General features: G+C 73.5%; 19 protein-coding genes. 6 read left to right on the forward strand and 13 right to left on the reverse strand.

Annotated elements, in window-relative coordinates:
* The first annotated feature begins 3 nt into the window (after positions 1 to 3).
* Positions 4 to 789 (forward strand): enoyl-CoA hydratase/isomerase family protein, encoded by a 786-nt coding sequence (locus tag ABIQ69_RS02365; RefSeq protein ID WP_350348798.1) that lies wholly within the window; start codon positions 4 to 6, stop codon positions 787 to 789.
* 21 nt (positions 790 to 810) lie between these two features.
* On the opposite strand, the gene mnhG is transcribed toward ABIQ69_RS02365, so the two are convergent.
* The 6 genes from mnhG to ABIQ69_RS02395 are packed head-to-tail and all read right to left on the reverse strand — an operon-like array spanning position 811 to position 7,198.
* Complete coding sequence (gene mnhG, locus ABIQ69_RS02370; protein WP_350348799.1) at positions 811 to 1,158, reverse strand: monovalent cation/H(+) antiporter subunit G; 348 nt, start codon at positions 1,156 to 1,158, stop codon at positions 811 to 813.
* Positions 1,155 to 1,427, reverse strand: coding sequence for a monovalent cation/H+ antiporter complex subunit F (locus ABIQ69_RS02375; protein WP_350348800.1), 273 nt, complete (start codon positions 1,425 to 1,427; stop codon positions 1,155 to 1,157). The genes mnhG and ABIQ69_RS02375 overlap by 4 nt, the downstream gene beginning before the upstream one ends.
* On the reverse strand, positions 1,424 to 2,110 hold the full coding sequence (locus tag ABIQ69_RS02380; RefSeq protein WP_350348801.1) for a Na+/H+ antiporter subunit E: 687 nt from the start codon (positions 2,108 to 2,110) through the stop codon (positions 1,424 to 1,426). Before ABIQ69_RS02380 ends, ABIQ69_RS02375 begins: the two co-directional genes overlap by 4 nt.
* A complete protein-coding gene (locus ABIQ69_RS02385) occupies positions 2,107 to 3,696 on the reverse strand; it encodes a Na+/H+ antiporter subunit D (protein ID WP_350348802.1) in 1,590 nt (529 codons plus the stop codon). Before ABIQ69_RS02385 ends, ABIQ69_RS02380 begins: the two co-directional genes overlap by 4 nt.
* Entirely contained in the window at positions 3,693 to 4,175 is a 483-nt protein-coding gene (locus tag ABIQ69_RS02390) for an NADH-quinone oxidoreductase subunit K (RefSeq protein WP_350348803.1), read from the reverse strand. The genes ABIQ69_RS02385 and ABIQ69_RS02390 overlap by 4 nt, the downstream gene beginning before the upstream one ends.
* On the reverse strand, positions 4,172 to 7,198 hold the full coding sequence (locus ABIQ69_RS02395) for a Na+/H+ antiporter subunit A (protein WP_350348804.1): 3,027 nt from the start codon (positions 7,196 to 7,198) through the stop codon (positions 4,172 to 4,174). The genes ABIQ69_RS02390 and ABIQ69_RS02395 overlap by 4 nt, the downstream gene beginning before the upstream one ends.
* A gap of 86 nt (positions 7,199 to 7,284) precedes the next feature.
* Here ABIQ69_RS02395 and ABIQ69_RS02400 point away from each other — a divergent pair, with 86 nt between their 5' ends.
* Both ABIQ69_RS02400 and ABIQ69_RS02405 read left to right on the forward strand, forming a co-directional pair.
* Positions 7,285 to 8,553, forward strand: coding sequence for a hypothetical protein (locus ABIQ69_RS02400; protein ID WP_350348805.1), 1,269 nt, complete (start codon positions 7,285 to 7,287; stop codon positions 8,551 to 8,553).
* The gene (locus ABIQ69_RS02405) at positions 8,550 to 9,494 is read left to right on the forward strand and encodes a sulfurtransferase (protein ID WP_350348806.1); all 945 of its coding nucleotides are present in this window, start codon (positions 8,550 to 8,552) and stop codon (positions 9,492 to 9,494) included. Before ABIQ69_RS02400 ends, ABIQ69_RS02405 begins: the two co-directional genes overlap by 4 nt.
* A gap of 22 nt (positions 9,495 to 9,516) precedes the next feature.
* Here the strand turns inward: ABIQ69_RS02405 and ABIQ69_RS02410 are convergent, their stop codons facing one another.
* Positions 9,517 to 10,392 (reverse strand): class I SAM-dependent methyltransferase, encoded by an 876-nt coding sequence (locus tag ABIQ69_RS02410; RefSeq protein WP_350348807.1) that lies wholly within the window; start codon positions 10,390 to 10,392, stop codon positions 9,517 to 9,519.
* 149 nt (positions 10,393 to 10,541) lie between these two features.
* On the opposite strand from ABIQ69_RS02410, the gene ABIQ69_RS02415 reads away from it, so the two are divergent.
* The gene (locus tag ABIQ69_RS02415) at positions 10,542 to 11,507 is read left to right on the forward strand and encodes an FKBP-type peptidyl-prolyl cis-trans isomerase (protein WP_350348808.1); all 966 of its coding nucleotides are present in this window, start codon (positions 10,542 to 10,544) and stop codon (positions 11,505 to 11,507) included.
* Between the two features lie 69 nt (positions 11,508 to 11,576).
* Here ABIQ69_RS02415 and ABIQ69_RS02420 read toward each other — a convergent pair whose 3' ends face one another.
* The 5 genes from ABIQ69_RS02420 to ABIQ69_RS02440 form a co-directional block, all read right to left on the reverse strand.
* Entirely contained in the window at positions 11,577 to 12,161 is a 585-nt protein-coding gene (locus ABIQ69_RS02420; protein ID WP_350348809.1) for an ECF transporter S component, read from the reverse strand.
* Positions 12,162 to 12,253: 92 nt separating this feature from the next.
* Positions 12,254 to 13,186 (reverse strand): energy-coupling factor transporter transmembrane component T, encoded by a 933-nt coding sequence (locus ABIQ69_RS02425; RefSeq protein WP_350348810.1) that lies wholly within the window; start codon positions 13,184 to 13,186, stop codon positions 12,254 to 12,256.
* Positions 13,183 to 14,961 carry an ABC transporter ATP-binding protein gene (locus tag ABIQ69_RS02430; RefSeq protein WP_350348811.1) on the reverse strand — a complete coding sequence of 593 codons (1,779 nt, stop codon included), beginning with the start codon at positions 14,959 to 14,961 and terminating at the stop codon, positions 13,183 to 13,185. The genes ABIQ69_RS02425 and ABIQ69_RS02430 overlap by 4 nt, the downstream gene beginning before the upstream one ends.
* 111 nt (positions 14,962 to 15,072) lie before the next feature.
* Positions 15,073 to 16,491, reverse strand: a complete 1,419-nt coding sequence (locus ABIQ69_RS02435) for a chromosome partitioning protein (RefSeq protein ID WP_350348812.1) — start codon at positions 16,489 to 16,491, stop codon at positions 15,073 to 15,075.
* 257 nt (positions 16,492 to 16,748) lie between these two features.
* Positions 16,749 to 18,065, reverse strand: a complete 1,317-nt coding sequence (locus tag ABIQ69_RS02440; RefSeq protein WP_350348813.1) for a nucleotide disphospho-sugar-binding domain-containing protein — start codon at positions 18,063 to 18,065, stop codon at positions 16,749 to 16,751.
* A gap of 174 nt (positions 18,066 to 18,239) precedes the next feature.
* Here ABIQ69_RS02440 and ABIQ69_RS02445 point away from each other — a divergent pair, with 174 nt between their 5' ends.
* Complete coding sequence (locus tag ABIQ69_RS02445; protein ID WP_350348814.1) at positions 18,240 to 18,656, forward strand: transferase; 417 nt, start codon at positions 18,240 to 18,242, stop codon at positions 18,654 to 18,656.
* A 103-nt stretch (positions 18,657 to 18,759) separates the two neighbouring features.
* Here the strand turns inward: ABIQ69_RS02445 and ABIQ69_RS02450 are convergent, their stop codons facing one another.
* Entirely contained in the window at positions 18,760 to 19,809 is a 1,050-nt protein-coding gene (locus ABIQ69_RS02450) for an LLM class flavin-dependent oxidoreductase (protein WP_350348815.1), read from the reverse strand.
* A 202-nt stretch (positions 19,810 to 20,011) separates the two neighbouring features.
* Between ABIQ69_RS02450 and ABIQ69_RS02455 the strand changes: the two genes are divergently transcribed.
* Positions 20,012 to 21,532: an FAD-binding oxidoreductase gene (locus ABIQ69_RS02455; RefSeq protein WP_350348816.1), complete on the forward strand. Its 1,521-nt coding sequence runs from the start codon at positions 20,012 to 20,014 to the stop codon at positions 21,530 to 21,532.

Here is a 21,532-nt window from a genome sequence, read left to right on the forward strand (position 1 = left end):
GACATGATCGAGATCATCCTGGCCGGCGGCGTCGCCGAGATCGTGCTGAACTCTCCCGAGAAGCTGAACGCACTCGACGAGGAGGCCATCAGCGGGCTCGCCGGCGCGTACGCGGAGGTCGAGCGGCGAGCCGACGCGGGCGAGGTGCGCGCCCTCGTGCTCCGCGGCGAAGGCCGGGCGTTCTGCGCCGGCCGCGACATCTCGGGCGTCGACCCCCGAGATGACGACGTGCAGGGCTACCTCGGCGGGCTCGTCGAGCCGCTGCTGCAGCGCATGGCCGCCGTCCCGGTGCCGACGTTCGCCGTCGCACACGGCGCCTGCCTCGGAGTGGGACTCGGCCTGCTCATCGCCACCGACATCGTCTACGTCGCCGACACGGCGAAGATCGGCTCGCCGTTCGCGAACCTCGGCGCGACGCTCGACTCGGGCGGGCACGCCCTCTTCTTCGAGCGACTCGGCGCGCATCGCACGATGGACCTCATCGTCACCGGCCGCCTGATGTCGGGGGAGGAGGCCGTCACCGCCGGACTGTTCTCGCGGGTGCTGCCGGCCGACGAGGTCGTCGAGGCGACCCGTGAGGCCGCCCGCACCGCCGCGCGAGGTGCGACCCAGGCGTTCGTGGCATCCAAGCGGCTCATCGCGTCGCTCCGCGACGACCGCCTCGGGCTCTGGGCCTCGATGGCGGAGGAGAACCGCGCGCAGGCCGCGCTCTGCGACACCGACGACTACCGCGAGGGGTTCGCCGCGTTCCAGGAGAAGCGGAAGCCGGCCTTCACCGGCCGCGGGTAGTCCGCCGGTCGCGCCTCGCCATCAGTCGTCCGCGTGCGCCGCGATGTCGCGGCCGAGGTCGTCCTCGATGAGCAGGTCGCGGCGCACGTGGTCGGTGCGATAGGCGCTGCGGCCCAGCATGTGCGCCGTCATGGGCTGGGTGAGCAGCTGGAACGTCATGATGAGCACCACCGTCGTCACGACGCCCCAGGTGGGGGCTCGCAGCACGATCGCGAGCAGCACCGCGGCGAGGCCCAGCACCTGCGGCTTCGTCGCCGCATGGAGGCGGGTCAGCACGTCGGGGAAGCGCACGATGCCGATGCCCGCGGCCATCGACAGGAACGCGCTCAGGAGGATGAGCACGCCCGCGACGATCTCGCCCGCGCTCACGAGGCATCCTGCTTCGCCATGAACCGCGCGATCGAGATCGAGCCGACGACCGCGAACATCGCGAGCACCAGCAGGATCACGAGCGTGTCGGTGTGCCGGTTGATCGCCATCTCGGCGCCGAGCCCGCACATCGCGATCGCGAGCAGCACGTCGGTCGCGAGGGCGCGGTCGAGGATGGACGGGCCGCGGATGATCCGGACGACGGCTGCGAGGGCGCCGATGCCGAACATGATGCCCGCGGCGATGCTGATGAGCTGCAGGAAGGTCACATCTCCTCCTTCGAATGCGCGTCGCCCGAATACGCGTCGCCCGAGTGCGCGCCACCCGAGTGCGTGTCGTCGCGGATGCCTCGGCGCGGGGCATCCGCACCGGCTGCGCGTCGCTCGCGCCGTGCCCGCCGCACCGACTCCGCCTGCGCGCGCGTGCCGATCGCCAGCACGATCCGCTCCTCGGTGCCGAGCACGTTGCGACGCGTGCGGTCGATGTCGGCGGCCGTGCGCGTGCCCAGCGCATGCAGGTACAGCAGGCCGCGCTCGCGGTCGATGTCGACGACCACCGTGCCGGGCACGACGGAGATCGCCTCGGCCGTGAGCGTGGTCACGAGGTCGCTGCGGGTCAGCAGCTGCACGGCGATGAGCGAGTTCATCGGCTTCCACCATGGCCAGATCGCGAGGCCCGCGACCTGGAGCGACGCGACCACGACGTCGAACATCATGCGGAGGCCGAGCAGCAGGCCACGCCACGGGTTGAACCGGCCGGAGAGCAGCACCGGCGGCAGGTACAGCGCGCGCGTGACGCCGATGGCGAGGAGCACTCCGGTCACCACGGTCAGCACGTCGATGTGGTCCCAGAGCAGCAGCCACAGCACCACGAGGGCGACGAGCAGCGGCAGCTGCCGCCACGCCGACCGCCACCGCGACGGCTCGTGACCCTCGGCCCGCGCCGGGTTCATCGGATGCCTCCGGGGAACACCATCGACACGTACATGTCGGGGTCGACGAGGTTCTCCGCCGCCCGGCCGGTGAGGTCGAACAGCGGTCCCGCGAAGACCGTGAGCAGGAGCGTCACCGCCACGAGGGCCGTCGTCGCGGTTACCATGAGCCACGGCGTGGTGCGGGTCGCGGTCGTCGTGGACGTGCCGCCCTCCCATTCCTGCACGGAGTTCAGCAGCACCGACTCGTAGCCCTCGAGCTCGTCGCGTCCCCGCCAGAACGCCATGTTCCAGAACCGGGTCAGCGCGTACAGCGTGATCAGCGACGTCACGGCGCCCGCCGCGATGACCGCCCAGGTGAGCCACGCCGGGCCGCCGACGTCCGCGGGGGCGCCTTCGGCGCCGGCGACGAAGAGGCCCACCTTGCCGAGGAACCCGGAGAACGGCGGGATGCCGCCGAGGTTCAGGGCCGGCAGGAAGAACAGGATCGCGAGCAGCGGCGACGCCTTCAGCAGGCCCGCGAGCCCGTTGATCGAGGTCGCCCCGCCGAACCGCTCGATGAGCCCCGTCGTGAGGAACAGCGCGGTCTGCACGGTGATGTGGTGGACGACGTAGTAGATCGTCGCGGCGAGGCCGAGCTCCGTCGACAGTCCGATGCCGAAGATCATGTAGCCGATGTGGCTGACCAGCGTGAACGAGAGCAGACGCTTGATATCGGCCTGGGTGAGCGCGCCGAGGATGCCGACGAGCATCGTCAGCCCTCCGATCACGAGCAGCAGCGTCGATAGGTCGCTCTCTGTGAAGATCACGGTCTCGGTGCGGATGATCGCGTACACGCCGACCTTGGTGAGCAGGCCCGCGAACACGGCCGTGACCGGCGCGGGCGCCGTCGGGTAGGAGTCGGGCAGCCAGAACGACAGCGGGAACACGGCGGCCTTGATGCCGAACGCGATGAGCAGCAGCAGGTGCAGGATGAGCTGCACGCTCGACGGGAGCTCCGCGATCCGCACCGAGAGCTGCGCGATGTTCGCCGTGCCCGTCGCCCCGTAGATGAGCGCGATGGCGCTGAGGAAGAACAGCGACGACACGAGGCTCACGATGATGTAGGTCACGCCCGCCCGGATCCGCTCACCGGTGCCGCCGAGCGTCAGCAGCACATAGCTCGCCGACAGCAGGATCTCGAACCCGACGTAGAGGTTGAACAGGTCGCCCGCGATGAAGGCGTTGAACACGCCCGCCGACAGGATGAGGTACGTCGGGTGGAAGATCGAGACCGGGGTCTCGCGGTGCTGGTCGGCGATGCCCTGCCCGACGGCGTAGACGAGGACGCCGAGGAGCACGACCGCGGAGATCACGAGCATGATGGCCGACAGCCGGTCGACGACGAGCACGATCCCGAACGGCGCCTCCCAGCCGCCGACCGCGACGACCGCGCCATGCCCGGTCTCGTCGACGTTCACGAGGAGGATGGCGGCGATCACGGCGACCGCGCCGAGGACGCTCGCCGACACCGCCATCTGCGCGCGTCGGTGGCGGCCGAGGATGAGGGCGACCGCGGCGCCGATGAGCGGCAGCAGCACGACGAGCGGGACGAGGACGGCGGTCACCGGCGCACCTCCCCGTCTCCGGGCCGGGCCGGCGCGGGCTCCTCGTCGCTGGCCTCGATGATCTCCTGGATGGCGCGGTCGTCGGCGGCGGAGGAGCGGATGAGGTCGGCCGCCTCCTCCGCGTCCTCCACGAGCTCGGCCTCGTCGTCGACGAGGTCGCCCTTCTCGCCGAGCTGGGCGAGCCACCAGGACCGGTAGATGAGCGCGAGCATGAACGCCGTGATGCCGAGGTTGATGACGATCGCCGTGAGCACGAACGCCTGTGGCAACGGATCGGAGATCTCCTCGGGGTCGACGCCCTCGCCGAGGATGGGCGCGAGGCCGGGGGCGCCGCTCATCAGGTAGATGAGGATGTTCACGGCGTTGCCCACGAGAAGGAACCCGATGAGGATGCGCGTGAGGCTGCGCTCGAGCATGATCGAGATCCCGGCTCCGAAGAGCACGGCCATCAGCACGACCAGGGTCAGCGACGCGGTCATCCGCGATCACCCCCGCCCTGCGAGGCCGCCGCCACCTCGCCCGTCGGGGCGCCCTCCGCCTGGCCGGTGCCGTGCTCGGTCGCGCCGAATCCGGGATGCTCCTCCTCCGACTCCTCCTCCTGTCGGTCGACCTCGGCGCCGAGCGAGCGCAGGATGTCGAGCACGAGTCCGATGACGACGAGGTACACGCCGATGTCGAAGAGGGTGGAGGTGCCGATCGACAGCGTGCCGAGCACGGGGACGTCGAGCTCGAACCAGCTCGACTCGAACACCGTCATCCCGAACACGAGCGATGAGGCGGCGGTGCCTGCGGCGAGCAGCAGCCCGGTGCCGAGCAGCCGCCCGGCGTCGACGGGCGCGGCTTCGCCGAGTTCGTAGCGGCCGCCGGCGAGGTACCGGGCGACGAGCGCGAGGCCCGCGAGCAGTCCGCCGGCGAAGCCGCCGCCGGGGGCATTGTGCCCGACGAAGAGCAAGTACACCGACACGACGATGGCGGGGTGGAAGAGCAGCCGCACGAGCACCTCGATGAGGATCGACCGGCGGCGCGGCGACAGGGTGCGCCCGGCGAGGAGCCAGGTCTGGCGGGTCTCGGCCGCCTCTGCCGCGGCATCCGTCTCGCCTTCGACCTCGGCGAGGCTCGGCCGCGCGGCGCGGATGCTGGATGCCGGCTCGGGGACGGGCCGCAACCGGTCTCGTCGGTTCGGCTGCTCCTCGAGCCGGGGCGCGCCCCCGGTGCGCCCCGAGACGAAGAGGAGGCTCGCCACGCCCGTCGCCACGGCGACGAGCACCGAGATCTCGCCGAGCGTGTCCCAGGCGCGGATGTCGACGAGCATGACGTTCACGATGTTCTTGCCGTGAGCCTCGATCGCGAGCGCGGGCAGCCCGTCGGCGATCGAGGGCTCCACGCGTGCGCCGAGCGCGATGAACCCGACGACGGCCATCACCACGCCGGCGACTCCGCCGATGATGCCGCGCACCAGCTTGTGCACCGGAGGATGCCGCTGCGCGATCTGCTTGGGAAGCCGGCGCAGCACGAGCACGAAGACAACGAGCACGATCGTCTCGACGAGGGCCTGCGTGAGTGCGAGGTCGGGCGCGCCCGACATGCCGAACAGGAGCACGAGGCCGTACCCGGTGACGCTCACGAGGAGCACGGCGGTCATGCGCTGCTTGACGACGGCTGCGGCGACGGCCGCGATCGCCATGACCGCGGCGAGGAAGGGCTGCGACGGGTAGTCCCAGAGCCGGACGCTGCCGGGCCAGGCGGTGTTCACGATGCCGGCGAAGCCGAGCCCCCCGATGAAGACCAGCACGATGAGGGCGAGATAGCCGGGCAGCCCGCGGTGCTGGATCGCCGTCGTGACCCACGCGGCGAACTGGTCGACGACCGAGACGATGCCGAGGTATCCGCGGCCCGAGTCGAGGATCGGCGGTAGCGCCGCCTGCATGCGCGCGACGCGGGCCCTCCCCCAGACGAGAAGCGCGCCGAGCGCGAACACGGCGAGCGACAGCCAGAGTGCCGGCTCGAGGCCGTGCCAGAGCGCGAGGTGGTACCCCGTTCCGCCGGGGAGCTGGTCGGCGTAGGCCGCGAGGAGCGGCTCGATCCACGCGATCGCGAAGGCGGCGACGAGGCTCGCGACGGCGAGCACCCCCGGCGCGATGCCGATGAGCGGACTCGGGCGGTGCAGCGGCGTGGGCGCGACGTCGGGGCGCGTGAAGAACGCCCCCCAGACGAACCGCACGCTGTAGGCCACCGTCAGCACGGAGCCCGCGAACGCGCCGGCGAGGGCCAGCCAGCCCCACGCGGCGATGGCGGACTCCCCGGATGTCGCGGCCTCGAGGAACGCCGTGAAGACGCCCTCCTTCGCCACGAAGCCGAGCAGCGGCGGCACGCCGGCCATGGATGCTGCGGCGAGGATCGCGAACCCGGCGATGACCGGCATGCGCCGGCCGAGCCCCGAGAGCTTCCGCCAGTCGCGCGTGCCGGCGGCGTGGTCGACGATGCCGACGATGAGGAACAGCGCCGCCTTGAACAGGGCGTGCGCGAGCAGAAGGGCGACGCCCGCGAGCGCCGCATCGTGCGTGCCGAACCCCGTGACGAGCACGAGGAAGCCGAGCTGGCTCACGGTGCCGTAGGCGAGCAGCAGCTTGAGGTCGTACTGCCGGAGCGCACGCCAGCCCCCGACGAGCATCGTCAGGCCGCCGAGGAGGATCACGATCGGATGCCACACCGTGAGGTCCGCGTACCCGGGGGCGAGTCGCGCGACGAGGTACACGCCCGCTTTCACCATGGCCGCCGCGTGCAGGTAGGCGCTCACCGGGGTCGGTGCCGCCATGGCGGCCGGCAGCCAGAAGTGGAAGGGCACGAGGGCGCTCTTGGAGATCGCGCCGACGAGCACGAGCGCGATGCCCCACTCGCCGGCGGTGCCCGTGACCGGCGACGCCACGAGCTCGGACAGCGACGTCGTCCCGCCCTCGACCGACAGCAGCACGAGCCCCACCAGCATCGCGAGTCCGCCGAATGTGGTGACCGTGAGGGCCTGCAGGGCGGCGCCGCGGCTCTCCTTCCGACCCGTGTAGTGGCCGATGAGGAGGTAGGAGAGCACACTCGTGGCCTCCCAGAAGGTGAACAGCACGAACACGTCGTCGGCCGTCACGAGCCCCAGCATCACGCCCGCGAAGGCCAGCAGCAGCGCGGCGAACCGGCCGAGCGCCGGCTCGTCGTCGTCGAAGTACCACGTGCAGTACGCCAGGACGAGCGCGCCGACGCCGGTGACGACCAGCGCGAGCAGCATCGCCAGGGCGTCGAGCCGGAACGACAGCGCGATGTCGAGCGCGGGGATCCAGGGGATGGACTCGACGAGCGGCTCGCCCGCCAGCACGTCGGGGAGTCTGGTCAGCAGCCAGACGAACACGGCGGCGGGCAGCAGTGCGACCACGAGGAACACCCGCCGGCCGAGCAACCTCGTCAGCAGGGGCGTCAGGAGGGAGAGGGCGCCGAAGGCGACGAGGCTGAAACCCATCCATCCTCCTCGCGCCGCGCATCCGTCCGGCTTCCAGCTTAACGGGCGGGTCCTGGCATCCCTCGGCCAGCCGCTAGCGTGGGCGTGTGATCCGCGTGCTGCTGTCCGTTCTCATGGGCGCCGGGCTCGCCGGCGTCGCCGCCTGGATCCTCTCGGCCGACGACGCGTGGAGTGGGCTCGTCATCCCGTGCGTCATCGCGTTCAGCGTGCTCCTGCCCCTCGTGCTCATCGTGGGCGGGCTCGCCGGGTCGGGCGGCCTCGCCGGGCTCGCCGGCACCCCCTCGGCCGACGATCTCGCACGAGCGGAGTCCGAAGGCCGGCTCGCGCTCGCCCGGGTTCGGCGCATCACTCGCACCGGCACCTCGATCAACGACCAGCCGGTCTGCGATCTCGACCTCGTCGTCGTGCCGCGCTTCGGCTCCCCGTTCGAGGTGCGCACCCGGCGACTCGTCGATCTCGTCGAGATCCCGAGGCTGCAGCCCGAGGAGGTCGTCGTCGTGATGACGGCCGAGCGCGGCCCCTCAGCCGCCACGATCGTGATGGACCCGCCCGACGACTGGGCGGTGCAGGCGAGGTCCGACGAGCGCGTTCGGGAGGTGCGCACGGCCCCGCCGTTCACCCCGGCGCCCGAGCACGCGCAGCGCGCCGGGCTCCGACGCATCCCGCCGGCGGTCTACGTCGTCGGCGCCCTCGTTGGCGCCGCGGTGGCGCTCATCCCCGCGTACCCGACGATCGCCGCACTCATGAGCGGACAGACGACACTCGGCGAGGTGCGCCATGCCGCCTCGGACGAGGGCAGAGCCGAGGCGGAGGCGGAAGCCGAGGCCGCGGCCGAGGCGGCCGCAGGCATGTTCGTCGGCGACAACGCCGAGCGGGCGGTGGGTCTGCTGGCCGAGGAGCTCGGCTCGCCGCAGGTGACGCAGCTGTCGTTCTGGGGCAGCCGGCTCTCGGCGGTGGCGCCGAGCGCGCCCGGTGCCGCGACGCTGGACGACTTCCTCGTCGAGCGCGACGGCGTCGAACGCACGGGCGCCTCGGCCGACCAGCCCGAGCCGGGCGAGCTCGAGAGTCTGCTCTTCGACGCGTCGGCCATCGACTACTCGGTCATGCCCGGCCTCATCGCCGAGGCCAGACGGCTGAGCGGCATCGAGGAGCCCGACCCCGACCGACCCGACCAGTGGGTGTACCTCGACCGCAGCACGCCGCCGGGTTCGGACGCGGCGCAGATCGTGTTCGACGTGCCGATCTCGGGCGAGTACTACGACGCGTGGATCACCTTCTCGACGACGGGCGAGGTGCTCGCGATGCGCGGCGGAGCGCCCGGATCCGCGAGCTATGAAGCGGAGCACGCCGGATGACCCGCCCCGACGCCGCACGACGGCCGATCCTCATCGACGCGGACGAGCTGGCCGCGCGCCTCGCAGAGCACCCCGAGCGCCGCGGCGCACGCACCGTGGTGCTCGACGTGCGCTGGTCGCTGCAGCAGCCCGACGGCCGCGACGCGCATCGTGCCGGGCACATCCCCGGCGCCGTCTACGTCGACCTCGACACCGAGCTCGCCGACCACGCGCGACAGGGCGAGGGGCGCCATCCGCTGCCCGGCGAGGCCGCCCTCACCCGCGCGATGCGGCGCTGGGGGCTCCATGACGGCGACACCGCCGTCGTCGTCGACGACCTCGCCAACCAGTCGGCCGCCCGGGCCTGGTGGCTCCTGCGGTACGCCGGTTTCGACGACGTCCGGATGCTCGACGGCGGGCTCGCGGCCTGGGTCGCGGCGGGGCATCCGCTCGAGACCGGCGACGTCGTTCCGGAACCGGGTGACGCGACCGCGCACTACGGCAGCATGCCGGTGGCGGGCATCGACGAGGCGGCGGCGATCGCCGCTGAGGGCGTGCTGCTCGACGCGCGGGCCGGCGAGCGATACCGCGGGGAGGTGGAGCCCGTCGACCCCGAGGCCGGCCATATCCCCGGGGCGATCTCCGCGCCGACGGCGGCGAACGTCGGGGCCGACGGCAGGTTCCTCGCTCCCGACGCGCTGCGGACGCGCTTCGCCGAGCTCGGTGCGGTGCCCGGCGCCCGCGTGGGCGCGTACTGCGGCTCCGGCGTCACGGGTGCGCACGAGGTCGCCGCACTCGCGCTCGCGGGCATCGACGCGGTGCTCTACCCCGGCTCGTGGAGCCAGTGGTCGCGCACCGACCGGCCGGTCGCGACGGGCGCGGAGCCGGGCGGCGCGGAACGCGGCGCGGCCGGGCCGAGCGAGGCCGAGCCCGCACCTGGCCCGGACGGCGCCGAATCCTGACCGGACGCGCGCCGACCACCGATCACGCCGGTGCGACCGGTTCCTCCGGCCGGCGCCCCACGCCCACGATCGTGCCGATGTCGACGCGCGCGACGCCGTGATCGCGGAGCGCCGCGACGAACCGCCCGCGGACGCGCTCGCGCGTCTCGTCGTCGAGATCGGCGACGAGTCGCTGGCGGCCCGTGCCGAGCACGAGGCGCCAGGCGAGGTCGTCGTCGAGGTCGAGATGGCGCGGCACCTCTTCCGCGCGAACGTCGACCAGACCGAGCGTGTGCAGCCAGTGCGCGAGGGCGCCCGCGGTGCCGGGCTCCTCGTGCCGCTGCATCCGTTCCCGGAAGCCGGCGACGGCGTCCTCGCCGGCCTCCGCCTCGACGGCGGACACCAGCAGTTCGGTGAAGCCGCTGAACGCGTCGGCGCCCCACAGTGTGATCGCCACCCGTCCGCCGGGCTTCGCGCGGGAGACGAGCTGCCGCGCGCCGGCGTCGAGGTCGTCGAAGAAGAAGACGCCGAGCACGCACTGCACCAGGTCGTACCCCTCGGTCTGCCACTCCGCCACGTCGGCGACGTGGAAGGAGAGCTGCGGCAGCAGGTCGCCCGCGGCGCCCTCACCGCGGCCGGCTCCGAGTGCGGCGGCGCGCGCCCGGGCGAGCTCGATCATCGGGGCGGCGACGTCGACGGCGTCGACCAGTCCGTCGGGTCCGACCAGCTCGGCGGTGGGCACGGCGGACGCGCCGTCGCCGCAGCAGGCGTCGAGCACGAGCTCACCCAACTGCGGGTCGGAGCGCAGGATCGTCGCCAGGGAGATCGGCTCCCACAGTTCCGCGTCGAGGTCCGCGAATGACGAGGCATCCTCGACGAATCTCCTGACGGCATCACGCACGTCGGTTTGTTCCCCCATGGGTATATCATGCCGCCTGCCGCCCCCGGCGGCGAGGATCGCGCCCGGCTGCGCCGCGAATCGGCTCGACTCAGGCAATCGTGATGCGGAGGGGGCAGACTGGTCGGGTCCTGACCTCGATCGAAGTGAGCTCATCCATGAATCGCGCCATGCGCCGCGCCGCGCCCGTCGCGCTCGCCGCCGTCTCCGCCCTCGTCCTGGCCGGATGCGCCGGCGGCGGAGACGCCGAGTCGACCCCCACCCCGACCGCCGCCGCCTGCATGGACGTCAGCTCGGGCGACCTCTCCGACGGCGTGAAGGTCGAGGGCGACTTCGGCGCCGCCGAGCCGACGGCGACCTTCGACACCCCGCTCGAGACCAAGAAGCTCGAGCGGACCGTCGCCATCGAGGGCGACGGCGACGAGACCGCGGCGGGCGACGTCGTCGACGTCGTCATCAGCATGTTCTCGAGCACGAGCGGCGAGCGGCTCGTCTCCCAGCCCGCGCAGCTCGGCGTCGGCGACGACACCGTGCTCGAGGCGTTCGGCGCCTCGATCGACTGCGTCCCCGTCGGCTCGCGCACCGTGACCGTCGCCCCCGCCTCCGCGGTGTACGGCGACCAGGGCAACGAGACCATCGGTGTCGCCCCGGGCGAGGCGGTCGTCATCGTCGCCGACGTCACGGGCATCGTCGAAGAGCCGACCCCCGAGCCGCTGCCGACCCCGGCCGAGTGGACCGAGAACGTCCCGGAGGTCACGTTCAACGGCGACGAGGCGCCCACCGTCGTGATCCCCGACGCTCCCGCATCGACCGAGCTGCAGCTGAAGGTCCTCGAGGAGGGCGACGGCGCCACGGTCGGCGAGGGCGACAGCGTCACCGTGCAGTACGAGGGCATCAACTGGGCCACGAAGGAGAGCTTCGACAGCTCGTACTCGCGCGGCGAGCCCGCCACGTTCTCCACCTCGGGCGTCATCACCGGCTTCGCCGCGGCGCTCGTCGGCCAGAAGGTGGGCACCAAGCTCATCGTCACGATCCCGCCGGAGCTCGGCTACGGCACCGACCCGGCCGCGCACGAGCTCGGCGGCCAGACGCTGGTGTTCGTCGTCGAGATCGAGGACACGCAGGCGGCCGAGTAGGGCCGGCGCACGACGAGGGCCGGGGCGATCGATCGCCCCGGCCCTCGTCGTCTTCGCGATGGTCGCCGGTCAGCCGGCCGCCGGCTCCTGCCGGGCCGCGACCGCCGGCGCCGCCTGACGCGGCTGCAGCCCGCGCGCCACACCGGCAGCCTCCAGGCGGGCGGCGATGGACCGGCCGACCCAGATCGCCGCCACGTTCGAGGCCGTGCCGATCACGGCATACGCCGCCTGCATCCACACCGGGTTCGCGCCGAAATCGAGGTAGGCCATGGAGTACAGCGAGTACGCGAGCCCGAACACGGCGGCCCCGACGTACCAGATCCAGGCCCGCCACGAGCGGTAGCCGCCGAGCGCGATGGGGATCTCGATCATGGCGCCGACCATGAGGGAGGTGAGGATCGCGGACGGACCCTGCGGCGTGAGCCCGGCGTTGACGATGCCTGCGATGAGCCCGGTCAGCAGCGCCGTGCCCGGGCGCCGGATCAGGGCGAACGCCACGACGAACGGCACCGTCCACACGCCGGAGAGCACGGCGTAGAGCAGCGGCATCGCGGCGGCGATCGACGCCGAGATCCAGTTCAGTGGCACGAGCAGCAGTCCGCCCGCCGTGCCGATGGCGGCGCAGGTGAGCAGGATGCGGGTGGGCAGCTTCACGTCGGGTCTCCTGTCGGGGGTGCGGTGGGCGCCGGCGGCGCCGGCCGGGGGTGCGGCGGCGGTGTGCTGCGCCGTACGTCGCGGGGACGCGGTCATGCGCGGACGCCGGAGCTGTCGGGCGACAGCGCCCCGAACCCGACCGTCAGGCCCCACCAGTAGACGAGCGCCGCGAACGCCCAGAACACGACGACGAAGACGCTGTCGCGCACCCGCCACCGGCTGATGGTGCGCTCGGTGCGGGTCGGATGCGCCCCGAACGCCCTCGCGTCCATCGCGAGGGCGACCCGCTCGGCGTGCCGGATCGCGCTCGCGAGCAGCGGGATCGCCAGACCCACGGTGCGGCGCGCCCAGGCGACTGGTCCGCGGCCGTGGTCGGTGCCGCGCACCCGGTGCGCGGCACGGATGACCTCGAGCTCGTGGCCGAAGCGCGGCACGAAGCGAAGCGCCGCGAGGGCCGTGTATCCGATGCGGTACGGCACCCGGAGGTTCTGCACGAGCGCGCGGACGAGCTCGGGGCCGCCCGTGGTGAGCCCGGCGATGAGCGAGAGCATCACGAGCGCCGCGATGCGCACGGCCGTCGCGACGCCGACGAGGTACGCGGCGAGCGTGAACCGCCAGTCGCCCACGTACGCGAGCACCACGGATGCTCCGGGCGCGTCGACCGGGATGCGGGCCGGGTCGACCCACACGCCGAAGCTCAGGCCGAGCAGGGCGACCAGCACCGGCGTGCCGACGACGAGCGCGACGACGGCGCGCGGGCGCAGGCTCGCCCCGACCAGGATGAGCAGGAGCGCGCCGATGAGGATCGCCGCCGGGATCGGCACGCCGCGCGTGAAGATCAGCGCCACCATGACCGGCAGCGGCGCCGCGAGCTTCGCGAGCGGGTTCAGCGCATGCAGGAACCGGCCGCGCGCGGGCCGGCGCTCGGCGAACGGGTCGATGGCGCCGGTGGAGCCCGCCCCCGGAGCGGCGGCCGCCGGCGAACCGGCGACCGGCGTGGATGCGGTGCGCGCTGCCCCGCTCACGCCGCCGCCTCCGAGGAGCGCGGCAGCTGCGACATCCGCGTCACCGTGCGCCACGCGGGATGGTTCGCGAGTCCGCGCGTCGCCCGCGCGAGCGGGGGATGCCGCAACCCGGCCTGCTCGATGAGCGGGCCAGCCAGCACCTCCGCCGTGGGGCCGGCACCGAGCAGCCGCCCCTCCGCCATCACGGCCGTGCGCGTCGCGTGGTCGGCGACGAGCTGGAGGTCGTGCGTCACCACGACGATCGTGGTGCCCTGCTCGTTCAGGTCGCGGAGCATGGCGAGGAGTTCGGAGGCCCGCTCGCGGTCCTGTCCGAAGGTCGGCTCATCCAGCGCGAGCACGGGGGCCCCGGCCACGAGCGCCGTGCCGACCGACAGGCGTCGCTTCTGGCCGCCCGAGAGGAGGAACGGGTGCTGTCCGGCCAGCCCGTCGAGTCCGAAGCGGCGGAGCATCCCCTCGACGACGGCCGCCCGCTCGCCTTCCGCGACGCCCTGCACGAGGAGCCCGACCTCGAGCTCCTCGGCGACCGTGCCCGCGACGAACTGGTGCTCGGGGTTCTGGAACACGAAGCCGATACGGCGGCTGCGCTCGCGGGCGTCGGCCCGCACCGGGTCGAGTCCGAGCACGTCGATGGCGCCCGCCGGGGCGGGAATCACTCCGGCGATGGCCTGCAGCAGGCTCGTCTTGCCCGCGCCGTTCGTGCCCACGATGGCGAGGAACTCGCCCGCCTGCACGTCGAGGTCGACGTCGTGCACGACGACGGGGCCTCGCCGTCCGCCCCGCTGCACCGAGAGTCCGCGGACCCGGATGGCCGGGTCGCCGGCCGCCCGGTCGCCGGCCGCCCCGACGTCGGTCGCGGTCGGGTTCGTCGCCGTGCCGGTCGCCCCGTCGCTCAGCGGCGCCGGGAGGGAGGCCCGCGCGTCGAGCGCCTCGGCGAGCTCCGACGGCGTGAGCGGCAGGGGCTCGAGCAGGACGCCGGCCTCGCGGAGCCGCAGCGCGGCGAGCGTCGACACGGGCAGCCACACGCCGAGAGCGAGGAGCTCGTCGGCCCGCTGCTGCAGCACCTCGCGGGCCGGCCCGTCGACCACGAGCCGGCCGGCGCGGTCGAGCACCACGACGCGGTCGACGAGGTCGACCGCCGCGTCGAGGTTGTGCTCGACCAGGACGATGGCGTGGTCGCGCTCGCTCGCGAGCTCGCGCAGCACCGCGTACACCTCGTCGATGCCCGCGGGATCGAGGTTCGCCGTGGGCTCGTCGAGCACGAGAACCGGCGAGGCCATCGCGAGCGCGCAGGCGATGGCAAGGCGCTGACGGCCGCCCCCTGAGAGGCGGTCGGGGTTCTCGTGCCGGCGCTCCCAGAGCCCGACGAGCTTGAGCGCGCGCTCCGCCCGAGCGAGCACCTCCTCCGCAGGCACGAGCTGGTTCTCAGGGCCGAAGGCGACCTCGTCGAGCAGCGTCCCGGTGACGACCTGCGCATCGGGGTCCTGGAAGACCATCGCGACGTGCTCGCTCAGCACCCCGACCGGGTGGTCGCGGCTGTCGAGCCCCGCGATGCGCACGGTGCCCTCGACCTCGGCCGGCACCGCGTGCGGGATGAGGCCGTCGAGGGCGAGCGTGAGCGTCGACTTGCCGCACCCCGACGGGCCGAGGATCAGCACGACCTCACCCGGTCGCACCTCGAGGCTCACGCCGTCGGGTGTCGACGCGCTCGCGCCCTCGTGTCGGATGCCGACGCGGTCCAGCGCGAGCAGCGGCTCGGCGTGGGCGTCGGTGGTCATGGCGGTCCCGGGCGGTGGCGCCGGCGGGTGCGCCGGCGGCGAGGCATCCGGTGCTGGACCGGCTTAGGCTAGCCTAACCTCGTTTGCCGGCCGGCACCGCCGGCCCGGCGTTCAGAGCCGCTCGGCGATGACCGCGGCGGCCGAGAGCCACGCGTCGCGCGTCTCCTCGGAGAGTGCGTCGAAGTCGATCGGGCCGCCGTCGACCAGCGCCGGGTCGAACGGCACCTGCGTGACGGCCGACGTGACCTGGCTGAAGTGCGACTCGAGCCGGTCCGTCAGCCGCGGGTCGGGCTTCGCCGAGGGGGCCGCGAGGATCGTGACCGCCTCGTCGACCTTCTGCCCGAAGCCCTTCTCGCGGAGGCCGTCGAGCAGCCAGGCCGCGCTCGCCGCGGTGTCCTCGCGGACCGTCGACACGATGACGAGCTGGTCGGCCGCCGCCACCGAGGCCACCCAGTTCGAGGCGCGCATGTTGTTGCCCGTGTCGATGAGGATGAGCCGGTAGTAGCGGGCGAGCATCGCGTGCAGGCGGTCGAACGCGGCCGCATCGATCGTCGACGAGGCCGCGGCATCCTCATCGGAGGCGAGCACGTCGAAGCGGGCGTCCACCTGCGTGCGCACGTACGCGTCGAGCCGGGCGAGGCTCGCGCTGCCCGCGTCGGCGAAGCTGTCGAGGTCTTCGAGCAGGTCGACCGCGGTCCGGTGATGCGGCGCGTGCTGGGCGCGCCAGCCGAGCGTTCCGCGGGTCTCGTTGTTGTCCCAGGCGAGCGTCGAACCGCCCCGCAGGGTGCCGAACGTCGCCGCGAGCAGCAGCGTGCTCGTCGTCTTGTGCGCCCCGCCCTTGGGGTTCAGGATCACGATCGTGCGCGACCCGTCGAGCCGGCGCTGCACCTTCCGTTCGCGTTCGAGCCGCGAGCGCTCGGCGCGGCTCGGTGTGGGGGAGATGACGCCGCCCGTGGCGCGCCTCACGGCTCCGCGCCAGCCGGTCGTCGCGCGGTCCCGACGCGGTCGGCTGCGCGAGTTCAGCAGGTCGTCGACGGTGGGCTTCGGGGCGGCCGAGGCGACCGGCCGGCCGGCCGGAACCGGGTCCGCGACGGGTGCGGCGGCAACCGGCGCCGCCGGGGCGGGGGCCGCAGCCGCAGCGACGGGCGGCGCGACCGCCGAGACCGGCGGGGCCGCCACGGGAGCGGCCGCCGGCACCGGCGCACCGGGCAGGGGCGGCAGGCCGGCTCCGCCGGTCGGCGAGGCGAAGCCGAGCTGGTCGGCCGGAAGCGGCTCGGGCGCCGGCGGCGCGGGCTCGGCGACCGTGCCGTCGGGGTGCACCACGAGGGGCCACCGCGACGAGCCCTCGACGAGCGTCGCCGTCACGGGATGTCCCGCCGAGGCGGCCAGGAGGCGCACCGCCTCGACGACGCGGTCGCGCAGCGCATCGCCGTTGGCCGCCATGAGGTGCTCGATCTCGCCGTCGAGGTGCACCTCCGCGGCGGTGCTCGACCGAAGATAGACGGTCGCCTGACTCGGGGTGGTGGTCACAACAGCTCCTCACGTGCTCGCACGGGCGGGTGGGGAGCGCGGCGCCTCACCGGCCCGGGTGCCGTGCGTCGCTCCCGGGCGTCCGCGCATGCGCGCTCCATCCCCCGGTCAACGAGCGTACCGGGAGCGCCCGAGCGGCCGCTGAGAGCGGGTCCGGTGCGATAAGCGACGCGGACGCCCGAGCGGCCGCCGTGAGCGGGCCGGTGTGACGAGCGGCGCCGGCGCGGGGAGCGGTCCGGCGCGGAACGCGCCCGCCGTCAGCCGACCGGGGTCTGCAGCCGCAGCCGCGCCGCCGCGACCTGGGCCTCGAGCTCCTCGGCGATCAGCTCGAACGTGTCGTAGCCGGCGATCGCCCGGGCCAGCGCTCGAGCTCGGTCGCGGTAGTCGCGGTCGGCGAGGATCCGAGCGACCGCATCGCCGACGGCGCGCGGCGTCGGAGTGCCGGTGCGGAGGTTCACGCCGACGCCCGCCCACTCGGCTCGCGCCGAGACCTCGGGCTTGTCCTCGGTCTCGCCGGCGGCGACGATCGGCACCCCGAAGCTGAGGGCGTACTGGGTGCCGCCGAAGCCGGCGTTGGTCACGAAGACGTCGGTCTTCGGGAAGAGCAGGTCGTACGGCAGGAACTCGGCCGCGCGCGCGTTCGCCGGCAGCTCGCCGAGCTCGGCGACCGGGCGGCCGCCCGTGGAGACCACGACGAGCACGTCGAGATCGGCCAGGGCGTCGAGCGTCGGCCGGACGAGCCGCCCGAAATCGCGGTTGTCGATCGTCCCCTGGGTGACGTGCACGACCGGTCGGTCGGCGCGGTCGAGCTCGTCCCACCAGGTCGGCAGCGCCGCGGCGACCGGGGCGGGCGGCAGCACGGTGCCCGCGAATCTGACGTTCGGCGACAGATCGTGCCGCGGGTATTCGAACTCGGCGGCGGACAACTGCAGGAACCGGTCGAAGCGGCGCGAGAAGTCGAGCACGAAGGCGTCGAGCGCGGGCCGGCCGAGTGAGCGGAGCACGTCGTCGGCGAGGCGTTGCGTGCGGCGGAAGACGACGCGCTGCACGAGCAGGTTGAGCGCGCGGTTCCGCAGACGGCCGGCCGGGCTCGCGTTCGGGCGGAGCCCCAGGCCGTAGGGCGCGACGTCCGTGCTCGACTGGCTGAGCGGCACGACGCCGACCGCGATGATCGGCGGCCGGCTCGTCGGGTCGTCGAGCAGCAGGGGGACGGCGCCCGCGAAGGCGGCCTCGACGATGACGGCGTCGGGGGAGAGTTGGGCGATCGCCTCCTCGAGTGCCCGCGTCTGATCGGGGATGGGACGGATGAACACGGTCTGGATGTCGTATTCGAGTTTGGCGACGCCGCGGTGCCGGTCCCGCTCCGGGAGGTGATCGTGCATCTGCCGGTCGTCGTAGTCGGCGAGGCCGCCGAGCGGCAGGTGCCGGGCGCCGGCCTCTTCGACGCTCGCACGGAACCGCGAACCGGTGAGGACGGCGACGTCGTGGCCGCGGGCGGCGAGGTCGCGGGCGATCGCGACGATGGGGCCGACATGGCCCTGGATGGGGTTGGCGCAGAGGAGGTAGGTGGACATGACGAGCGACCGTAGTGACGCTGAGGATGCCTCGACAAGAGAATCCGGCGCCGTTCAGGGCCAGCCCGTCGCGGTTTCAGTGGCAGCACCGAGAGTCCGGGAATGTCCAGGTCAGACCGGGTGTTGTACCAATGTCCGGACGGATCTGACTCCCGTCCGCGAAGGGAGGAGCCCGTGGGCATCCACTACGTCGAGTTCGAGGACGACGCCGGGGTGCTGCGGCGGTACCGCAAGCACCCGAACGGCCGCGGCCTCGTCGCGACGACTGCGAAGGTCGACCCGACCGCCTTCGTCGACCCGACCGCCTACGTCGACCCCGGCGCCGAGGTGCAGCCGCACGCGACCATCGGCCCCGGCGGCTGGGTCGATCGCGATGCGATCGTCGCCGAGCGCGCCACGATCGGGGTCAACGCGCACGTCGGCCGCCGAGCCGTCGTCGGCCGCAACGCCATCGTCGGCCCCTACGCCGAGATCGGCGCGGACGCGCGCATCCAGAACGGCGCTCGCGTGCCCCGCGAGCAGGTCGTCGAGGCGGGCGGCGAGTACCGCGCGTCGAACGACGACCTGCGCCGGCTCGGCCTCGCGGCCTGAGCCGTCGCGCGAAGCACAGCAGGATGCCCCGGGCCAGATGCCCGGGGCATCGTCGTATCGGGGCGACTCAGCTCGCCGGGGCGACTCAGCTCGCCGGGGCGACTCAGCTCGCGAGGGCGCCCGCGAGCAGCTCGAGCGTCTGCACGCGACCAGGCGTGGCATCCGCGGGTTCCGCCTCGTACGTCCCGCCGATCGGGACGACCATGATCTCGTCGACGCCGTGGCGCTCGGCGAGGCGACGGAGCTCGGCGGCCGAGGCATCCGGGTCGCCGATGATCCAGCGTCGCCGCATGCCGGCGATGACCTCCTCACCGATCGAGTCGCGGGGCGCGGCGAGCGCCTCCTCGACCGTCTCGAGCGGGCGCATGGGCTTGTTCGTGCGCAGCCTCGCCATGGAGTGCAGCTGCGGCAGCGCCCGGTCGGCCGCCTCCTCGGCGGTCGGGGCGACCGAGGCGTTGACGGTCAGGAACGTCTCGGGTGCGGGATGCGCCTCGCTCGGCCGGTACTCGGTGCGGTACAGCTCGAGCGCCCGCTCAAGGCCCTCGCCCGAGAAGTGGTTCGCGAAGACGTACGGCAGGCCGAGCTCGGCGGCGAGCTTCGCGGAGTAGTCGCTCGAGCCCAGCAGCCACAGCGTGGGCGTCGCCTGCGCGGCCGGCGTCGCGGTGATCGGGTACTCGCGTCCGCTGGTGAGGCGCAGCGTCGCGCCGTCGGGGGAGAGGAGGCTCAGGATGTCGGCGATGTGGTCGGGGAACCGGTCGACGTCGGCCGTCGGCCCCGAGATGCGCAGCAGCTGCGTGATGACGGGGTCGCTGCCCGGCGCGCGCCCGATGCCGAGATCGATGCGCCCGGGCGCCAGCGCCTCGAGCGCCGCGAACTGCTCGGCGACGACGAGCGGGGCGTGGTTCGGCAGCATGACGCCGCCCGAGCCGACGCGGATCCGCTCGGTCTTCGCCGCGATCGCGGCGATGAGCACGGGCGGGGTCGTCGACGCGACGGCGGGCATGTTGTGGTGCTCGGCGAACCAGTAGCGCTCGAAGCCGAGGCGATCGGCCGCGCGCGCGAGCGCGACGGACGAGGCGACGGCGTCGGCCGAGGTCTGCCCGGTCCGCACCGGGATGAGGTCGAGTACGGACAGGCGGGGCGTCGTGGTCATCCACATGGGCAACGGCTCGACCGCCGGCCCTATTCCGGAGGGGGCGGGAGAACCCTGAGGCGATCGGCGGGAGCGCCCTGACGCGCCGGATCGGCGCCGCCGCTCCAATGGTGGGGCGTCGTGCGCGTCGCGGGGACTCCCGCGGCCGTCGAGCAGCCCGAGTGCGCCGGCCCGCGACGAGACCCCGAAAGGATCCAGCAGAGTGAACACCCCTGTGCCCGCCGGCGCCGAGCCGGCACTCCGCGACGACGAGTCGCGCGCCGATCACATCGCCCCCGTCATCCCGCTCGCCGACACCACGACGAACGGCGCGGATGTCTCCACCCTGAGCCTCCGCGAGGCGCTCGCACTCCTCGCCTCCCGCCTCGACGGCCGGCTCGCGATCCCGGGCGACCCCGGCTGGGACGAGGCGCGCTCCGCGTGGAACCTCACCGTCGACCAGCGGCCCGTCGCCGTCGTCGTGGCGGCCTCGGCCGCCGACGTGGTCCGCACCGTCGAGACCGCCCGCGACGTCGGGCTCTCCGTCGCGCCGCAGGCGACCGGCCACAACGCGGCGCCACTCGCCGCCGACCACGGGCTCGCCGACGCGATCCTGCTCCGCACGCACGAGCTGCGCGGCGTGGAGGTCGACCCCGACGCGCGCGTCGCCCGCGTGGAGGCCGGAGCCCTCTGGGGCGACGTCGTCGCCGCGGTCGCGCCGCACGGGCTCACCGCGCTCGCCGGGTCGTCGCACGACGTCGGCGTCGTCGGGTACACGCTCGGCGGCGGCGTCTCGTGGCTCGCGCGCTCGCACGGGCTCGCGGCCAACCACGTGCTGTCGATCGAGCTCGTGACCGCCGAAGGGCACCTGCGCCGCGTCGACGCCGAGCAGGACCCGAGCCTATTCTGGGCCCTGCGCGGCGGCGGCGGAGACTTCGGCATCGTCACCGCGATGGAGTTCCGGCTGCACGAGGTGGCCGACGTCACGGCGGGCATGCTGCTCTTCCCCGTCGAGCGCGCGGAGGAGGTCCTGCAGGCCTGGCGTGAGTGGACCACGACCGCGCCGGCCTCCGCGATGAGCGTCGGGCGCGTGCTGCACCTGCCCCCGCTGCCCGAGCTGCCGCCCTTCCTCTCGGGACGCTCGGTCGTCGTCGTCGAAGCGGTCGTGCAGGAGTCGCCCGACCGGGCCGACGGCCTGCTCGCGCCCCTGCGCGCGCTCGGCGCGGAGCTCGACACGTTCCACCCGCAGCCGACCGCCGAGCTCCTCGCGCTGCACATGGATCCGCCCGAGCCGTCGCCCGGCTTCGGCGACGGGATGACCCTCGACGAGCTGACCCCGGAGGCCGTGCGCGCCTTCGTGGGCGCCGTCGGCGGGGCATCCGGCACCGCGCTCATGACGATCGAGATCCGCCATCTCGGCGGGGTGCTCCGGCCAGCGGCCGCGTATCGGGCCGCCGCCGGCTTCGCGGTGCCCGCTCCCGGGGCGACCGCCGGCTTCGATGCGGAGTACCTCGTGTTCGCGGGCGGTATGGCGCTGCCGGGCATGGAGGATGCGCTGGTCCGCTCGCTCGGCCGGCTGTTCTCCGCCATCGAGCCGTGGCGGGCCGACGTCGAATACCTGAACTTCGCCGAGCACCGCCGCGACCCCCGCCGGCTCTTCGGCGACCGGCTCGAGCGCCTGCGCGAGATCAAGCGGGCCGTCGACCCGACCGGGGTGATCCGGTCGAACCACCCCGTGCGCTGA

The sequence above is a fragment of the Agromyces sp. G08B096 genome (assembly GCF_040267705.1).
Taxonomy (GTDB): Bacteria; Actinomycetota; Actinomycetes; order Actinomycetales; family Microbacteriaceae; genus Agromyces.